Consider the following 16,451-nt stretch of genomic DNA (forward strand, 5'->3'; position numbering starts at 1 on the left):
CGCGCGGGTCGGATGCGCTGTTGTCAAGGCGATGGCCCCGGGGGGGCCGCCGCCGCGGATGCTACAGGGCGTCGGCCAGCAGGGCGCGGCAGGCCGCGTCCTCGTCGGCGGGCAGGGCGCAAGGGTCGCGCGGCATCAGGCGATGGCGCAAGACCTGGTCAGCCAGCACGGCGCGGCTGGCCAGGCCGGGGGCCCGGGCTTCCCAGCGCAGCGCCGCCAGCGACACGACGTGGTACAGTGCCGACGCCGCCTGGCGCGCCAGGTCGGGACGGTTCTCGTGGGCGGCATGGCGCGCCAGCGCGCAGGCGCCGTCCAGCGCGCGCGCCTGGGCGTCGGCCAGTGCGGGATCGCACGGCGCGCCCTCGCGCAGCAGCGCGTCGACGCGGCGGCGCAGCGCGTCCAGCGCATCCGTCTTCTGGATGGCGCGCAGCACGTCCAGCGCCACGATGTTGCTGGTGCCTTCCCAGATCGAGCCCAGGTGTGCGTCGCGCACCAGGCGGGCCTCGACGAATTCCTCGATATAGCCGCAGCCGCCGCGCACCTCCATGCCGTCGCCCGTGACCTTGCGCGCATCGCGGCAGGCGCGGAACTTGATCAGCGGCGTCAGCACGCGCGCCAGCGCGGCCGCCTCGGCATCGCGTTCGGACTCGGCCAGCGCCTGGGCGGTCTGGAACATCACGCTGCGCGCCTGTTCGGCCCACACGCTCATCTTGGCCAATTGCCGGCGCATCAGCGGCATGTCGACCAGGCGCTTGCCGAAAGCGCGGCGCTGCTGGGCGAAATACACGGCCTCGGTCACGGCGCGCCGCATCAGGCCGGCGGCGCGCATGCCGTTGGACAGGCGCGAGTTGTTGATCATGTCGGCCATGTGCTTGAAGCCCTGGCCGCGCTCGCCCACCAGCCAGGCCAGCGCGCCCTCCAGGCGGATCTCGCCGCTGGCCATCGAGCGCGTGCCCAGTTTGTCCTTCAGGCGCAGGATGCGATAGCGGTTGTGCGCGCCGTCCGGCAAATCGCGCGGCAGCAGGAATAGCGACACGCCTTTCAGGCCCTCGACCGGCTCGCTGCGCGCCAGCACCATCGCGAAACCGGCATCCGGGTTGGAGCAGAACCACTTGTCGCCATGCAGCCGCCAGGACCCGTCGGCATGCAGTTCGGCGCTGGTGGTGGTGGCGCTGACGTCGGAGCCGGCGCCTTGCTCGGTCATGAACATGGCGCCCTGGCGCAAGGTATCGAAATCCTGCGACGTCACTTGCGGCAAGACGCGCTCGATGAGCGCCGGATCGCCGAACTTGCGCAGCGTGCGCGCCAGCGAATCGGTCATGCTGACCGGGCAGCACAGGCCGAATTCGCCCTGCACGAACAAGTGGCTGAGCGCGTACTTGGCGGCCGGCGGCATGGGTGCGGGCCAGCCGAGCACGCCGCCGCGATGCGACAGGGCGGCCAGCCCGAATTCGCTGTAGGCCAGCCGCTCGAGTTCGACATAAGCGGGATGCTTGTGCACGCGCGATTCGTCCTGGCCGGCACGGTCGCGCACCGACAGGGTGGGCGGATGCTTGTCGGCCACCGCCGCCAGCTCGTCGATGCGTCCGCCGGCCAGCGCGCCCAGGCGGTCCAGGTGTGGCAGCAGGTGGGCGTGCAGGTCGGCCGGCAGGTACAGGGCGCACAGGCCGGCGGCATAGGGGTCGGCGCGGAACAGATTGAGGCCGCGCGAATCAGGCACGGCAGTGGCGGTGGCAGGCATGGACATGGCACGGCGGGCAAAGATGGGAAAGCCGATGTTGTCTCATGCAATCTATCTATACAAATACCGTTTTTGTGTAGAACAATACAAGAAAAGTATGAATCTCCGGGCCAGGTACTCATGGATCTCGAACCGCGCCTGCTGCGCTATTTCATCGCCGTCGCGGAAGAACGGCATTTCAGCCGGGCCGCCGCGCGCCTGCACATTTCGCAGCCGCCGCTCAGCTACGCCATCCGGCAGCTCGAAGCCACGCTGGGGGTGCGCCTGCTGGAACGCACTAGCCGCCATGTGGCGCTGACCGAAGCCGGCCGGGTGCTGTACCGCGAGGCGCAAGCCTTGCTGCGCCAATCCGAGGCGGTCGGCACGCTGGTGCAGCGTGTCGATGCCGGCCTGCGCGGGCGCCTGCGCATCGGCTTCGTCGGCTCCATGCTGTACCGCGGCCTGCCGGACCTGCTCGCGGCCATGCGCGCCGCCTTGCCGGACGTCGAGCACGTGCTGACCGAGCTGAACTCGCACGACCAGATCGAAGCCGTGCGGCGCGGCGAGCAGGACCTGGGCTTCATTCACGCCAATCCCGCGCCCGCCGAGGTGCAGACCCTGGACCTGGTGGCCGAGCCGTTCGTGCTGTGCGTGCCCGATACGCATCCCCTGGCGAACCGCCGCCGCGTGTCGCTGCAGGCGCTGGCCCACGACGACTTCATCCTGTTCGCGCGTGCGGCCTCGCCCAGCTATCACGAGACGGTCCTGTCCTTGTGCGTGACGGCCGGCTTTCATCCGCTGATCCGCCATGAGGTGCGGCATTGGCTCAGCGTCGCCGCGCTGGTGTCGCAGGGGCTGGGGGTGTCGATCGTGCCGGCCTGCCTGGCGCGCAGCGGCCTGGCCGGCACGCGTTTCATCGCTTTTGACCACCAGGCGCGCTCGGTCAGCCAGGCGATCTGGGGGCGTGAAATGGATACGCCGTTGCTGCGCACGGCGGTGGAGTTGGTGCGCGCCCAATACGGGCGATGATGCACTGCACGATAAAAAATCATTGACACGTCTGTCATTCTGCCCGAGCATTTGTCCATACAAAGTGACAAAGCAGACAAAGGAGGCAGGCATGGAGGTCGTGGCCGTAGGTCCCAAGCGATATCGCTTCAGTTTCGGGCGATATCTGGAGGAATTCGAGCTGGGGGCCGTATATGAGCACCGGCCGGGGCGCACCCTGACCGACGCCGACAACATCCAGTTCTCGCTGTTGACGATGAATTTTCATCCGATGCATTGCGACGCCGCGTACGCCGGCCAGAGCGAATTCGGCCGGCTGCTGGTCAATAGCGGCCTGACGGTGGCGGTCGTGCTGGGCATGACGGTCGGCGATGTCAGCGGCAAGGCGATCGCCAACCTGGGCTGGAGGGAAATCAACCTGACTGCGCCCGTCTTTGCCGGCGACACCCTGTATGCCGAGTCCGAGGTGCTGGAGTTGCGCGAATCGCGCAGCCGGCCGACCCAGGGCATCGTCACCACCCGTACGCGCGCCCATAACCAGGACGGCGTGGAAGTGATGAATTTCATCCGTGCCTGCCTGGTGCCCAAGCGAGGGCACGGCGTGGGCGACCAGTAGGGCCCCTCGCGCGGGCCGGCCCGCGCCGCATCGCAGTACTCACCAGAGGAGGTATTGCCATGTTTCACCCGCTGTTATGCCGGGCGGCCCTGCTGCTCGCGTTGGCGTCGCCGCTTGCCGCGGGCGCCGTCGAAATGGTGTTGACGTCGGAAGTCGCGGCCTCGCACTGGAAGACCCGCTACATGAATGAGTTCGCCGCAGACGTGGCCAAGCGCACTAACGGCGAAGTACAGGTCAAGGTATTCCCGGCCTCGCAGCTGTACAACGACCAGGATGGCCTGGCGGCGCTGGGCACGGGCGCCGTTCACATGGTATGGCCGGTTTCGGTGCGGCTGGAAACGCTGGATCCTGGCCTGGGTTACGTGAACCTGCCCTTCGGCTTGTCGGATGAGAAGATGGCAAACGCCTGCTTCGCCAGCGGTCTTGCGGAGCTGATGTCCGACCGCCTGAAGTCGCGCCAGTTGCAAGTGCTGGGCCTGCTGCGTACTGCCGACCTTTTCTTCATTTTCCGCGACCGCGACGTGAAGTCGCTGGCCGACATGGAGGGCGCCAAGCTGCGCGTGACCGGCGGGCGCATTTTCCTGGACATGGTGCGCAGCTTCGGCGCCAGCCCGATTTCGATGGCGGCTTCCGAAATGAGCACGGCGCTGGCCCAGGGCGCTATCGACGGCGTGCTGACCTCGCCTGCCGGTTGGGCCGAGATGATCGGCAATACCGGCAAGTATGCCTTCCATGTGCCTGGCATGTCGCTGGCCACCTATGCCGTGGTGGCCGACCGGAGCTGGATGGACCAGCTGACGCCGTCGCAGCGCGACGCGGTGGCCGCCAGCCTGGACAGCATCCTCAAGCGCCAATGGGAAGAGGCGCGCGCGGCCGACGCCAAGCTGGTCAAGCAGATGGAGCAGCAGGGCGCCATCTACCGGGTGGCCGACGAGGCCGCCGCGGCGGAATGGCAGGCGCGCGCCGATACGGCCAAGAAGAGCTATACCGACAAGTATGCCGACGTGGTCCGGCAAGTCGATGCCATCGCCAAGCGCTGTGGAGCCTGACATGAGTGACCTCGTCGAGTCGGCGCGGCAATGGGTGCGGGCGCGTCGTCTGCCGCTGGAGGCGCAGGATGTGCCCGACCTGGCCGAGGCGGTGGCCGTCCTGACGGCGGCCGTGACACAGGAGGCCGCCGGGCTGGATATGACGCAGGTCGCCGTGCCGTTCGGCCAGGTGTTGCGCGCATCGGCCCTGCAACCTTGGCCCGACACGCCGCTACCGCGGCAGGGGGATGATCGGGCCAGCGTGGCCTGGGTGCGGGCCAGCCTGGCGCGGATCGAATGCGCGCCGCCCGGCAGGCTGGCGTGGGTGGACGTCGACGCCGATGCGGCGCTCGCCGAGGCGCAACTGCGCGACGCGGAACGGGGTGAGGGGCGCGCGCGGGGCCCGCTGCATGGCATGCCGGTAGGCATCAAGGACATGTTCGGCCGGCAGGGCCGCGTTTCCGGCTGGGGCTCGCCGCTACGCCGGGACGGCCCGGCGGCGACGGCCGACGCCGCCATCGTGGCGCGCTTGCGCGCCTCCGGGGCGGTCGTGCTGGGCACCCAGCACATGGCCGAATTCGCCATGTCGCCCACCGGCTGGAACGCCGCCTGCGGCCCGGGCCGCAACCCGTGGGACACCAGCAGGGCATCGGGCGGCAGCTCCAGCGGCGCGGCCATGTCGGTCGCGGCCGGCCATGTGCCGCTGGCCATCGGTTCGGATACCGGAGGCTCGGTGCGCCTGCCCGCCGCGCTGTGCGGGCTGACCGGTCTCAAGCCCAGTCAGCATCGCATCAGCATGGCGGGCGCCATGCCGCTGTCTCCCAGTCTCGATTGCATCGGGCCGCTGGCGCATACGGCTGAATTGTGCGGCCATGCCTACCGCGCCATGGCGGGTCCCGACGCTGCCGACCTGGCGTGCCTGGACGCGGGCGTCAGCGTCGGGACGATGCCGCGCCGCGCCCGCGTGGCCGTACCGCAGTGGCGCGACGACGATCCGCTGTCGGCAGACATGCGCCGTGCGCTGGATGAGGCCGTGCGTGTTTGGCGCGATGCCGGCGTCGAATGCATTCCGGTGGCGTCGCCCTACGCGCTGTTGCAGCGCGCCGGCCTGCTGGCTTCCATCCTGCTCGCGGTGGAGGCGGCCGCGATGCACCAGCGCTGGCTGCGGGAGCGTGGCGGCCAGTATGGGCGCCAGGTGCGCCGCCGCATTGCGCGCGGCCTGTTGGTGCCCGGTGTGGACTACTGCGATGCATTGCGGCTGCGCGGACCGTTCCTGCGGGGCTATCTGCGCGAAGTGCAGGGCGACGCCGATGCGGTGCTGCTACCCACGACTCCCGACGTGGCGCCACTGGTCGAAGACGCGCAGGCCGGCGACCAGGCCCGCCTGGAGCGCGACTTTGCCCTGCTGTCCGCCTGGACGCGCGGCATCAACTACCTGGGCCTGCCGGCATTGACCGTGCCGGTGGGCCTTGGCGCCGGCGGCTTGCCACTGGGCATGCAATTGGTCGGGCCGCCGTTGGGCGAAGACCGTGTGCTGGCGCTGGGCCGGCTGTTCCAGCAATGCACTGACTGGCACCGGCGCCGCCCGGTGGCCAGCAGCGGCCGGGCCGGCACGATCCACGAGGAGGAGACGACATGACTGCATTCTGGCGCAAGGCCGCGCCGTGGTGCGCCGCGCTGGCCATCGGCTGGGGCGCGCCGGCGGGCGCGACCGACATGATCATTACCAGCGAGATTCCGCTGGCCACGAACCCCAGCCCCTACATCGAGCAGTTCATCGCCGAGGTGGCCAAGCGCACCGACGGCGCCGTGCAGGGCAAGTATTTCCCGGCCTCGCAGCTCTACAACGACCGCGATGGGCTGGCTGCGCTCGGCACCGGCGCGGTGCACATGGTCTGGCCGGTGTCGTCGCGGCTGGAGCAGTTCGATGCGCGGGTCGGGCTGGCGAGCCTGCCGTTTGCCCTGACGACCGAAGAAATGACTAACGCCTGCTTTGCCGACGGTTTCACGCGCATGATTTCAGGCTACCTGGAGCCGCGCGGCATGCAGGTGCTGGGGTTCCTGCGCACCGCCGACCTCATCTTCCTGATGAAAGACCGGGACGTCCGGACGGTGGCCGACCTGAAAGGCCAGAAGGTACGCGTGATTGGCGGGCAGATCATGCTGGACGCGATGCGTTCCGTACAGGCCAGCCCGATCTCGATGTCCGCCTCGGAAATGTCGGCGGCCCTGTCGCAAGGCGCCATCGACGGCGCCATGACATCGCCGGCGGGATGGGTGGATGTGCTGGGCAATACCGCCAGGTACGCGACCCTGGCGCCGGGCATGGGCCTGGCCACTTCGGCGGTGACGGTTGACAAGCAATGGCTGGATGGGTTGCCGCAAGCGCAGCGCGCGGCGATCCGCGAGGTCCTGCAGGAAATCATCGCGCGGCAATGGCAGGAGACGGTGGCCAAGGACCGCGAATTGATCGATCGGATGGTGGCGCAGGGCGGCCATTACCGCGTCATGGCGCCCGGCGAAGTCGACCAGCTCAAAGAGCGTTTCGTGTCGGCCGGTGCCGGATTCCGCAGCAAGCATGCCAAGGCAGTCGCGCAACTGGAACAGATACGCAAGGAGTGCATCCATGATGGCAAGTGACTTCGATTCGGCTTCGCTGTCGGTGGCGCGGCGGCGGGACGGGAGCGCCGCCCGCGCGGCGCCGGAATTCGGCCGGCTGGGGTGGGCGTCGCGGCTGACGCTGGCGGTGGCCACCATCCTGGCGCTGGGCGCGACGGCCATCATGATCCTGGAAGGCTTCAGCCGCTACGTGCTGAACGTAAGCTATTTCTGGGCCGAAGAGTCGGTGCGCTTCCTGATGGTATGGGCGTTCTTCCTGACTTTGGGCATCGCCGGCTTCCGCCAGTGCCATATCCGCACCGAGCTGCTGGTGCAACGGCTGCCGGGCGCCGTACAGCGCGTCGTGTGGCTGCTGTCATGCGCGGCCGGCATGGCATTCGCCTTCATCCTGGGCTATTCGTCCGTTCCGCAAGTGCAGCGCTTCTACTCCATGGGCATGGTGTCCGAGTCCTCGCTCGAGCTGCCGATGTGGCTGTTGTTCCTGGCCATGCCGGTGGGCGGTGTGGCATTGTTCCTGTATTACGCGTGCGCCGGCTGGCATGCCTGGCGCTGGGGCGACCCCTTCGCCAGTCCCCCGGTCGAAGCTGAGCCGGATGCCGGCGTCGCCGCCGCCCTGGCCCGCCAGGAGCCGCTGCCATGACGCTCGCACTTTCCGTCATGGGCCTGCTGGTGCTGCTCGCGCTGGGCGCGCACGTTGGCACGGCCATGGGCCTGGTGTCCAGCGCCATGGTGATGTCGGTGGACGGCGTGCCGCTTACGGTAGTGGCGCAGACCGCCTTCAAATCGATCAATAGTTATCCGCTGATGGCGATCCCGATGTTCGTGCTGATGGGCAACCTGATGATGCGCGGCAATATCGTCGCCGTGATGATCGAACTGATCGGCAGCCTGGTGCGCTGCGTGCGCGGCGGCCTGGCGCTGACCGTGATGCTGGCCTGCGTATTCTTCGCGGCGGTATCCGGTTCCAGCGTGGGTTCGGCGGCAGCCATCGGCGCCGCCACGGTTGACGGCCTGAAGCGCGAGAGCTACCCGCCGCGCTTCTCAGCCGCGCTGGTTGCCGTGGGCGGCACCCTGGGCCTCATGATTCCGCCATCGCTCGGTTTCATCCTGATCGGCTCCATTGTCGGCCTGCCGGTGGACAAACTGTTCGTGGCCGGCATCGTGCCCGGCCTGATGGAGGCGGCGTTCTTGCTTTTGACCACCGTCTGGCTGACGCGCCGCCATGGCTACGGCGCCACGACCGGCCGGCCCGACTTGGCCGGCTTCGCGCGGCGCCTGCCGCGCGCCGCCGGCGCGTTGTCCATGCCGGTGCTGGTGCTGGGCAGCATCTATCTGGGCATTTTCACGCCCACCGAGGTGTCGGCGGTGGCGGCGGGCTATGCCGCGCTGCTGTGCGTGGTGCTGTATCGCACCATGAGCTGGCGCGGCGTGTGGCAGGTATCACAGGAGTCCATCCTGCAATCCACCATGATCTTCATGGTAGTGATGGGCGGCAGCTTGATCGGCTTCATCCTGGCGCGCATGGGCGTGTCGGCCTCGCTGATCGGGTTCATGGAACGCATGGACATGACTGCCTGGCAGTTCCTGCTGTTGGCCAATGTCGTGCTGCTGGTGCTGGGTATGTTCCTGGACGGCGTGGCGATGATCGTACTGACCGCGCCGCTGCTGTTCCCCATGGCGACCCACCTGGGCATCGATCCGGTGCATTTCGCCGTGATCATGGTGGCCAACGTGGAGATCGCCACGCTGACCCCGCCCATCGGCCTGAACCTGTTTGTCATGAGCGGCATCGCGCGCATTCCGGTGGAGCAGGTGGCGCGCGGCGTCGTGCCGTTCTATGTGACACGCCTGGTATCGCTGGCCCTGATTACCTTTGTGCCCTCGCTGTCGCTGATGCTGGTGACCTGACGGGCGCTCGCCGAACCTGGAGACGCACATGAAAGACAACGCAGCTACGCCGGCCGCCGGTGCGGCGGTTTCGGAAACGCTGGCGCGCTATGCGGCCGGCTTCGATGGCGCCCGCATCCCCGAGCGGGTACGGGAGCGCGCCCGCCTGTTGATGCTGGATTCCATCGGCATCGCCCTGGCTTCGCATGGCTACGATTTCTCGCGCCGCGCGCTGGCGGCCATCGCCGAGCTGGACGGAGGCGGCGACAGCGTGGTGATGGGCAGCCCGTTGCGCCTGGATCCACGCAATGCGGCGCTGGCCAACGGAGTGCTGGTGCACGGGCTGGACTACGACGATACGCACGCGCGCGGCGTGATCCATGCCACCGCCTCGGTGCTGCCGACCGTGCTGGCGCTGGCCGTGCGCGACAACCGCTCCGGCGCCGATATGGTGGCGGCGTATGTGCTGGGCATGGAAGCTGCCACGCGGCTGGGCGCGGTCGCCAAGGGCGGGTTCCACCAAGTCGGGTTCCACCCTACGGGGCTGATCGGCGCCTTCGGCTGCACGCTCGCGGCCGGCTGGCTGCTCGGCCTGGACGCCGCGCAGATGGTGGATGCGCAGGGCATCGCGCTGTCCGTCGCGGCGGGCAGCCTCGAGTTCCTCAATGACGGGGCCTGGAACAAGCGCATGCATCCGGGCTGGGCCGCCAACGCCGGCATCACGTCCGCGACGTTCGGCAAGCACGGCTACACCGGCACCCGGCTGGCCTACGAGGGGCGCTTCGGCCTGTACGCCAGCCACCTGGGCGCCACCGGCTACGACCTGGAGCTGGCGACGGCGGGCCTGGGCGAGCTGTGGGAGGTGGAGCGGGTATCGGTCAAGCCGCTGCCGGCCTGCCACTTCACGCACGCCAGCGTAGACGCGGCGGCGCGCCTGCACGCCCAGGGCGTGCGCGCGGACCAGGTGCGCCGCGTCACCGTGCTGGTGCCGGCCGAGGTCGTCAAGACGGTGTGCGAGCCGGAAGCAGCCAAGCGCAAGCCCGCCAACAGTTATGAGGCGCAATTCAGCATTCCCTATCTGGTCGGCACCGCGTTGTGCAGGGGGCGGCTGACCCTGGACGACCTGGAGGAGGCCGCCCTGCGCGATCCCGCCGTGCTGGCGCTGGCCGCCGTCACCGATTACCGGCATGACCCGGCCAGCGGTTTCCCGCGTCACTACTCAGGTGAAGTCATCGTCGAGCTGAAGGACGGCCGCACGCTGCGCGAGCGCGAGGCGGTCAACCGGGGCGCGGAGGACCGTCCGCTGACAGCCGGCGATATCCGCGCCAAGTTCCGCGACAACGCCCGGCGCCAGGTCGCCGAGGCGCGCGCCGAGTCCATCGAGCGTTGCGTGCTGGGCCTGGAACAGGGCCGGGCCCGCGACCTGGCCGATCAACTGGGGCAGGCCTGAGCGGGCAGCCGCCAGCGCATTCTTGAAGGGAGACACCGCATGACCGCGAATGACGAGAGCCAGGAGCAGTTGATCCTGGACATGGTAGGGCGCTTTCTGGAACAGGAGGTGCGTCCGCATGTCTGGCAATTCGAGCACGACGATATCTATCCCGAGGAAATCGTCGAGAAGATGAAGGCGATGGGCCTGTTCGGCTGCCTCATCGCGCCCGAGTACGGCGGGCTGGGGTTGTCCACCGTGACCTATGCCAAGATCATCGAACGCATTTCGGAAGAATGGATGTCGCTTTCGGGCATCCTGAATTCCCACTTGATCATGGCCGCCGCGGTGCAGCGCAACGGCACGGAGGCGCAGAAGCGCGCCTTCCTGCCGCGCTTCGCCACCGGCGAGCTGCGCGGCGGCATCGGCCTGACCGAACCCGATTGCGGCACCGACCTGCAGGCCATCCGCACGGTGGCGCGCCGCGAGGGCGATACCTATGTGGTGAACGGCACCAAGATGTGGATCACCAACGGCTACTACGGCAACTGCTTCGCCCTGCTGGTCAAGACCGATCCACAGGCCGAGCCACGCCACAAGGGCATGAGCCTGTTCATCGCCGAGAAAGGGCCGGGCTTCACGGTCAGCCGCAAGCTGGAGAAGCTCGGGTACAAGGGTATTGATTCGACCGAATTGGTGTTCGAAGACTACCGCATCCCGGCCGACCGGCTGATCGGCGGGGTCGAGGGCCGCGGGTTGCAGATGGTGTTGAACGGCCTGGAACTCGGGCGCATCAACGTGGCGGCGCGCGGCGTGGGCGTGGCGCAGGCGGCCTTGCGCGAGTCGGTGAAGTACGCGCAGCAGCGCAAGACGTTCGGCAAGCCTATCTGCGAGCACCAGGCCATCCAGACCAAGCTGGGCGAGATGGCCACCCGCACCGAAGCATCACGCCTCTTGACCTTGCGCGCCGCGGCAGCCTATGACCGCGGCGAGCGCTGCGACATGGAAGCCGGGATGGCCAAGCTGTTCGCCACCGAGACGGCCGTCGAGAACAGCCTGGAGGCCATGCGCATTCACGGCGGCTACGGCTACTCGAAAGAGTACCTGGTCGAACGCTTCTACCGTGACGCGCCGCTGCTGGTGATCGGCGAGGGCACCAACGAGATGCAGCGCATCATCATCGCCAGGCAACTGGTGGAAAGGAACCGCATATGAGCTTGCCCCTGGCAGGACTGCGCGTCGTCTCGGTGGAGCAGTATGGGGCGGGGCCGTTCGGCACGCAGCATCTGGCCGACCTGGGCGCCGAAGTGATCAAGATCGAGAACCCCCACGACGGCGGCGACGTGGGCCGCGCCGTCGGGCCGCATTATTTTGGGCCAGGCAACAGCCATTTCTACCAGGCTTTCAACCGCAACAAGAAGAGCGTCACGCTGGACTTGAAGAAGCCCGAAGGACAGCAGGTGCTGCGCGACCTGTGCCGCCACGCCGATGCGGTTTTCAATAATCTGCGCGGCGATCTGCCGGGCCGCCTCGGGTTGACCTACGAGGCCATGCGCGAGGTGCGGCCGGATATCGTCTGCGTGCACTTGTCGGCCTATGGACGCGACGGCGAGCGGGCCGGCTGGCCGGGCTACGACTACCTGATGCAGGCGGAAGCCGGCTATCTGTCCTTGACGGGCGAGCCCGACGGGCCGCCATCGCGCTTCGGCCTGTCCATCATCGACCTGATGACCGGCACGACGGCGGCGCTGGGCCTGGTGTCGGCCGTGCTGGGCGCGCGCCAGACTGGCCTGGGGCGCGACGTGGACGTCAGCCTGTTCGACGTGGCGCTGCATAACCTGGGCTACCTGGCCACTTGGTACTTGAACGGCGGCCACGAAACCGGCCGCGCGCCCCGTTCCGGCCACCCCTCGCTGGTGCCCAGCCAGTTGTACCGCACCGCCGATGGCTGGATCTTCATCATGTGCAACAAAGAGAAGTTCTGGCCGTTGCTGGCGCAGGCCATGGGGCATCCCGAGTGGGCCGAGGATCCGGACTACCGTAGCTTTCAGGACCGCTTGCGCCATCGCGACCGTTTCAATGCGGAGGTGGAAGCGGTCTTCATGACCGACACTACCGGCCACTGGATGGAGCGTTTCGCCGGGCGGGTGCCGGCGGCACCGGTTTATGATGTAGCGCAGGCGCTGGACAACCCCTTCGTGCAGGTGCGCAATTGCCTGCTCGACGCGCGGGATGACGAGGGCAGAACCATCAAGAACGTGGCCTCGCCGATCCGTTGCCCTGGCGAGGCCCCGCTGGCGCGCGCCGCGCCAGCCATGGGCGCCGATACCGATGCGCTGCTGGCCCAGGCGGGGTATGGGCCCGAGCAGATCGCAAGCCTGAGGAAGAATGCTGTTCTATGACCGTGAAGATCGAAGCGCCGGGAGGCCGTCCGCGATACCTGCAGTTGGCCACCACGCTGGTCAATGAAATCCGCTCCGGCCGCTATCCGGTGGGCAGCCTGCTGCCCACCGAGTTCGAGCTGTGCGACCAGTTCGGCGTGTCGCGCTTCACCGTCCGCGAGGCCGTCAAGCAACTGGTCCGGATGGGCCTGGTGACGCGCCAGCCCGGCGTGGGCAGCCGGGTGTTGGCCGAGGCGCCGGTCACCCAATATACACAGACCATGTCGGGCATTACCGACTTGCGCCAGTACGCCTACGAGACTTCGCTGGAGATCGAAGGGCAGGCGCTCCTGGAGGTGAATGGCGAACTGGCCGACATGCTGGACGCATCTTCCGGCGAGACCTGGCTGCATGTATGGGGGCTGCGCTATACCGAGGCGCACGATGCCCCCATCTGCATGACCGACGCGTACCTGGCGCCTGCGTTCCGCGCCGTGTCCGGGATCCACGGGCGCATGACGCGCGCGCTGTACGCGGTGCTGGAAGAAGAGTTCGACGTGCAGATCAAGACCGTGCACCAGGATATCCGCGCCGTGGTACTGGACGCGGCAGCCGCCAGGCGCCTGGCGGCCGAGCCGGGCTCGGCCGGCCTGCGGCTGGAGCGCCGCTATCTGGATGCACGCGATGCGCTGGTCGAACTGGCCGTCAGCGTGCACCCGGCGGACCGCTTCAGCTACCGCGAATCGTTTCGCCGGGACTGGCAGGTGCCGGCGTGAGAGTTTCGGCGGGCGGGACGCTGGCCATCACGCTGGCCGTGCAGGCGCTGGTCTCGGCCGCCGCGCTGGTCGTGCCGGTGCTGGCGCCGGTGCTGAGCGCCAGCACCGGCATGAGCGCCGAGTCGGTCGGCGTATATGTCGCCCTGATTTACGTAGGCGCGATGGCGGGCAGCCTGATGGCCGGAGGGTGGATCGCGAGCCGGGGCGCCATCCGCGCCAGCCAATGGGGGCTTGTGTTGTGCGCACTGGGACTCGCGTGCAGCTTGTCCGGCCATGTCGCATTGCTGGCCGTCGGCGCGGTGCTGCTGGGCCTGGGCTATGGGCCGATTACGCCGGCCAGCTCGCACTTGCTGGTCCGGACGACGCCGCCGCATCGGATGTCGTTCGTGTTTTCGGTGAAGCAGACCGGCGTGCCGCTCGGCGGCGTGCTGGCCGGCCTGCTGGCGCCCAAGCTGGAAATGGCCGTCGGCTGGCGCGGCACGGTGCTGGCGGCGGCACTGGCGTGCCTGGCGTGCGCCGTCCTGGCGCAAAGCGTGCGCGGCATGCTGGACGCGGACCGCGATCCGACCCGGCGCGCCGGCCTGGGCGACCTGCGCGCGCCGCTGGCCCTGATTTTCTCGCGGCGGCCGCTGGCACTGCTGGCCGGTGCCTCGCTGTGTTTTTCGGCCATGCAATGGTCGTTCAGCGCCTACATCGTGACTTATCTGCATGACAGCCTGGCCTATACCCTGGTGGCCGCGGGCATGATGCTGTCGCTGGGGCAGGTGGCCGGCGTAGGCGGGCGTCTGCTGTGGGGCTGGTGTGCCGACCGCTACCTGGGGGCGGTCCGCATGCTGGCCGTCCTGGCCTTGCTCATGGTGCTGGGGACCCTGGCGCTGGCGCTGCTGCCGGCTGGGGCACCAGTGCTGCCGGTGGCCCTGGCGCTGATGGTGCTGGGGGCGGCCGCGGTCGGCTGGAACGGGGTCTACCTGGCCGAAGTGGCGCGCCAGGCGCCAGCCGGCAAGGCCGGGCTTGCCACTGGCGGGGCGCTTACGTGCACGTTCCTGGGCGTGGTGCTGGGGCCGCCGCTGTTCGGCGCCATCGCCGCCCAGCTCGACAGCTATCGCGTTGCTTTCATCATCATCGCCATTCCGGCGCTGTTGTTCGGCCTGTTGCTGGCCAGCCAACGGCGCCGGTTCGCTTTCCGGGAGCCCGCCGCCCATGAATCGTCTGCGTAGTCTGCTGTTCGTCCCCGGCGATCGTCCGGAGCGGTTCGACAAGGCCATGGCGGCGGGCGCCGATGTGGTCGTGCTAGACCTGGAAGACGCCGTCCTGCCTGATGCCAAGCCGCTGGCGCGGCGCGCCGTGGTCGACTGGCTGGCGGCACCCGGCGCGGCCGTGATGGTGCGCGTCAACGGGGCCGGCACGCCCTGGTTCGACGACGACCTGCGCGCGCTGCGGCAGGCCTGCAGCAGCGCGGTGATGCTGCCCAAAGCGGAGGACCCGGCGGTCCTGGCCGGGGCCAGGCAGCAGCTCGGCGCGGCGGTGACGTTGTTTCCATTGATCGAGACCGCGTGGGGCGTCGAACGGGCGCGCGAACTGGCGCGCACGCCAGGCGTGGGCCGCCTGGTGTTCGGCAGCGTGGATTTTGCCCGCGATACCGGCATCCAGGACGAGGCCGGTTGGCTGCCTGCCCGCGTGGCCCTGGTGATGGCGTCGCGCCTGGCCGGGCTGGCCGCGCCGATCGACGGCACGGCGTTGCAATGGGTCGACGCATCGGCCCTGCAAGCCGAGGCCGAGGCGGCGCGGCGCCTCGGATTCGGGGGCAAGCTGTGCATCCACCCGCGCCAGGTCGAGCCTGTCAACCGCGGGTTCCTGCCGTCGGACGAAGAACTCTCCTGGGCGCGCCGCGTGGCGCGCGCGGTGGCCCAGGGCGGACGCGGCGCCATGACGGTGGATGGCAAGCTGGTGGACAAGCCGCTGCACGACCTGGCGTTGGCCTGGCTGGCGCAGGCGGGCGGTGATTCTTGCGCACCGGGGCCGGAGGCTCCGCGGGACGGCTGATGCGGCCGGCGCGCCGCCGCGACATGCGGGCCGCGGCCGGCCGTCAGGAGGCGGGATCCGGCGGCTGGCGCATATAGCCGGCCGCCAGGGCGTCGGACACGCGTTGCGCATAGCGTTGCATGATGCGCGCAATGTCCTCGAGGTTCTTCGTCTTGAGCCTTTGCATCGGCCCGGTGACTCCCAGGCTGTAGACCACGCCCAGGTGAGGCACGTGCACTGGCACGCCAAGCGCGGCCAGGCCTTCGTCGATTTCCCCTATGCAAGTGGCATAGCCATGCCGCCGCACTTGTTCGTATTCCTGCAGGATCTGCGCCGGATCGGTGCGTGTGTTCGCTGTCAGCACGGGTAGCGGCTCGGCCAGCGCCGCCTGGATCACGGCATCGGGCTGGAAGGCGAGTATCGCCTTGGCCGATGCGGCCGCGTGAGGCGCCATTCCCTTTCCTGGCAGGACGAAGCCGCGCCAGGGCGTGTCCGGCGCTTCCATCAGGATCGAGGATACGCGGTGCCCGGCATGCAATTTGGCCAAGTAGCAGGTCTCGTCGGTTTCGGCCGCCAGGTCGGCCAGATGCGGCTTGACGACGGCGGCCACCCATTCGGTATTCGCGCCGGTATAGGCCAGGCGGCGCACCCGGTTGCCCAGGACATACGTGCCGCCGGACGCCACGTCGACGAGTTGCGAATCCTGCATGGTTCCCAGCAGCCGATGGGCGCTGGTCTTGGGCAGCGCGAGCATCCGCGCGATATCGCTCAACCCGAGTCCGTCCGGGAAGGAGGCCAGTAGCTCGAGGATGCGCACATAGCGTTCTAGGGGGGGAAGTTTGGCGGCTTGGCTCATTGGTCAGTCCTTGCTGGCGCATTGTAGGGCGGCGTAAGCGAGCTTCCCGGGAAAACCCGATCTTGCCCGGCGGCCGGCAGCGTCGCTATCATACCGAAAAACAGTACTA

Annotated in this window: 15 protein-coding genes; 13 read left to right on the plus strand and 2 right to left on the minus strand. The window is 68.5% G+C overall.

Features of this window, described 5'->3' with window-relative positions; translation table 11 throughout:
* Positions 1-61: 61 nt before the first annotated feature.
* Positions 62-1,741 carry an acyl-CoA dehydrogenase family protein gene (locus tag ACKTT0_RS13425; protein ID WP_407850364.1) on the minus strand — a complete coding sequence of 560 codons (1,680 nt, stop codon included), beginning with the start codon at positions 1,739-1,741 and terminating at the stop codon, positions 62-64.
* 120 nt (positions 1,742-1,861) lie between these two features.
* On the opposite strand from ACKTT0_RS13425, the gene ACKTT0_RS13430 reads away from it, so the two are divergent.
* The 13 genes from ACKTT0_RS13430 to ACKTT0_RS13490 all read left to right on the plus strand — a co-directional run bounded on the left by ACKTT0_RS13430 (position 1,862) and on the right by ACKTT0_RS13490 (position 15,507).
* Positions 1,862-2,749, plus strand: coding sequence for a LysR family transcriptional regulator (locus ACKTT0_RS13430; protein ID WP_407850365.1), 888 nt, complete (start codon positions 1,862-1,864; stop codon positions 2,747-2,749).
* A 91-nt stretch (positions 2,750-2,840) separates the two neighbouring features.
* On the plus strand, positions 2,841-3,344 hold the full coding sequence (locus ACKTT0_RS13435; RefSeq protein ID WP_407850366.1) for a MaoC family dehydratase: 504 nt from the start codon (positions 2,841-2,843) through the stop codon (positions 3,342-3,344).
* Positions 3,345-3,403: 59 nt separating this feature from the next.
* Entirely contained in the window at positions 3,404-4,393 is a 990-nt protein-coding gene (dctP, locus tag ACKTT0_RS13440) for a TRAP transporter substrate-binding protein DctP (protein WP_407850367.1), read from the plus strand.
* Between the two features lies 1 nt (position 4,394).
* A complete protein-coding gene (locus tag ACKTT0_RS13445; RefSeq protein WP_407850368.1) occupies positions 4,395-6,011 on the plus strand; it encodes an amidase in 1,617 nt (538 codons plus the stop codon).
* Entirely contained in the window at positions 6,008-7,012 is a 1,005-nt protein-coding gene (gene dctP, locus ACKTT0_RS13450) for a TRAP transporter substrate-binding protein DctP (RefSeq protein ID WP_407850369.1), read from the plus strand. The genes ACKTT0_RS13445 and dctP (ACKTT0_RS13450) overlap by 4 nt, the downstream gene beginning before the upstream one ends.
* Positions 6,999-7,631: a TRAP transporter small permease gene (locus ACKTT0_RS13455; protein ID WP_407850370.1), complete on the plus strand. Its 633-nt coding sequence runs from the start codon at positions 6,999-7,001 to the stop codon at positions 7,629-7,631. Before dctP (ACKTT0_RS13450) ends, ACKTT0_RS13455 begins: the two co-directional genes overlap by 14 nt.
* Positions 7,628-8,899 (plus strand): TRAP transporter large permease, encoded by a 1,272-nt coding sequence (locus ACKTT0_RS13460; RefSeq protein ID WP_407850371.1) that lies wholly within the window; start codon positions 7,628-7,630, stop codon positions 8,897-8,899. Before ACKTT0_RS13455 ends, ACKTT0_RS13460 begins: the two co-directional genes overlap by 4 nt.
* Before the next feature lie 28 nt (positions 8,900-8,927).
* Positions 8,928-10,328 carry an MmgE/PrpD family protein gene (locus ACKTT0_RS13465; RefSeq protein WP_407850372.1) on the plus strand — a complete coding sequence of 467 codons (1,401 nt, stop codon included), beginning with the start codon at positions 8,928-8,930 and terminating at the stop codon, positions 10,326-10,328.
* A 39-nt stretch (positions 10,329-10,367) separates the two neighbouring features.
* Positions 10,368-11,522 carry an acyl-CoA dehydrogenase family protein gene (locus ACKTT0_RS13470; protein ID WP_407850373.1) on the plus strand — a complete coding sequence of 385 codons (1,155 nt, stop codon included), beginning with the start codon at positions 10,368-10,370 and terminating at the stop codon, positions 11,520-11,522.
* Positions 11,519-12,709, plus strand: a complete 1,191-nt coding sequence (locus tag ACKTT0_RS13475) for a CaiB/BaiF CoA transferase family protein (RefSeq protein WP_407850374.1) — start codon at positions 11,519-11,521, stop codon at positions 12,707-12,709. The genes ACKTT0_RS13470 and ACKTT0_RS13475 overlap by 4 nt, the downstream gene beginning before the upstream one ends.
* Positions 12,706-13,464: a GntR family transcriptional regulator gene (locus ACKTT0_RS13480; protein WP_407850375.1), complete on the plus strand. Its 759-nt coding sequence runs from the start codon at positions 12,706-12,708 to the stop codon at positions 13,462-13,464. Before ACKTT0_RS13475 ends, ACKTT0_RS13480 begins: the two co-directional genes overlap by 4 nt.
* Positions 13,461-14,681, plus strand: a complete 1,221-nt coding sequence (locus tag ACKTT0_RS13485; RefSeq protein WP_407850376.1) for an MFS transporter — start codon at positions 13,461-13,463, stop codon at positions 14,679-14,681. Before ACKTT0_RS13480 ends, ACKTT0_RS13485 begins: the two co-directional genes overlap by 4 nt.
* A complete protein-coding gene (locus tag ACKTT0_RS13490; RefSeq protein ID WP_407850377.1) occupies positions 14,665-15,507 on the plus strand; it encodes an HpcH/HpaI aldolase/citrate lyase family protein in 843 nt (280 codons plus the stop codon). Before ACKTT0_RS13485 ends, ACKTT0_RS13490 begins: the two co-directional genes overlap by 17 nt.
* A 43-nt stretch (positions 15,508-15,550) precedes the next feature.
* Here the strand turns inward: ACKTT0_RS13490 and ACKTT0_RS13495 are convergent, their stop codons facing one another.
* Entirely contained in the window at positions 15,551-16,342 is a 792-nt protein-coding gene (locus tag ACKTT0_RS13495; protein ID WP_407850378.1) for an IclR family transcriptional regulator, read from the minus strand.
* Positions 16,343-16,451: the final 109 nt, after the last annotated feature.

It is taken from the genome of Bordetella saccharivorans, assembly GCF_045862855.1.
GTDB lineage: Bacteria > Pseudomonadota > Gammaproteobacteria > Burkholderiales > Burkholderiaceae_B > Bordetella_A > Bordetella_A petrii_F.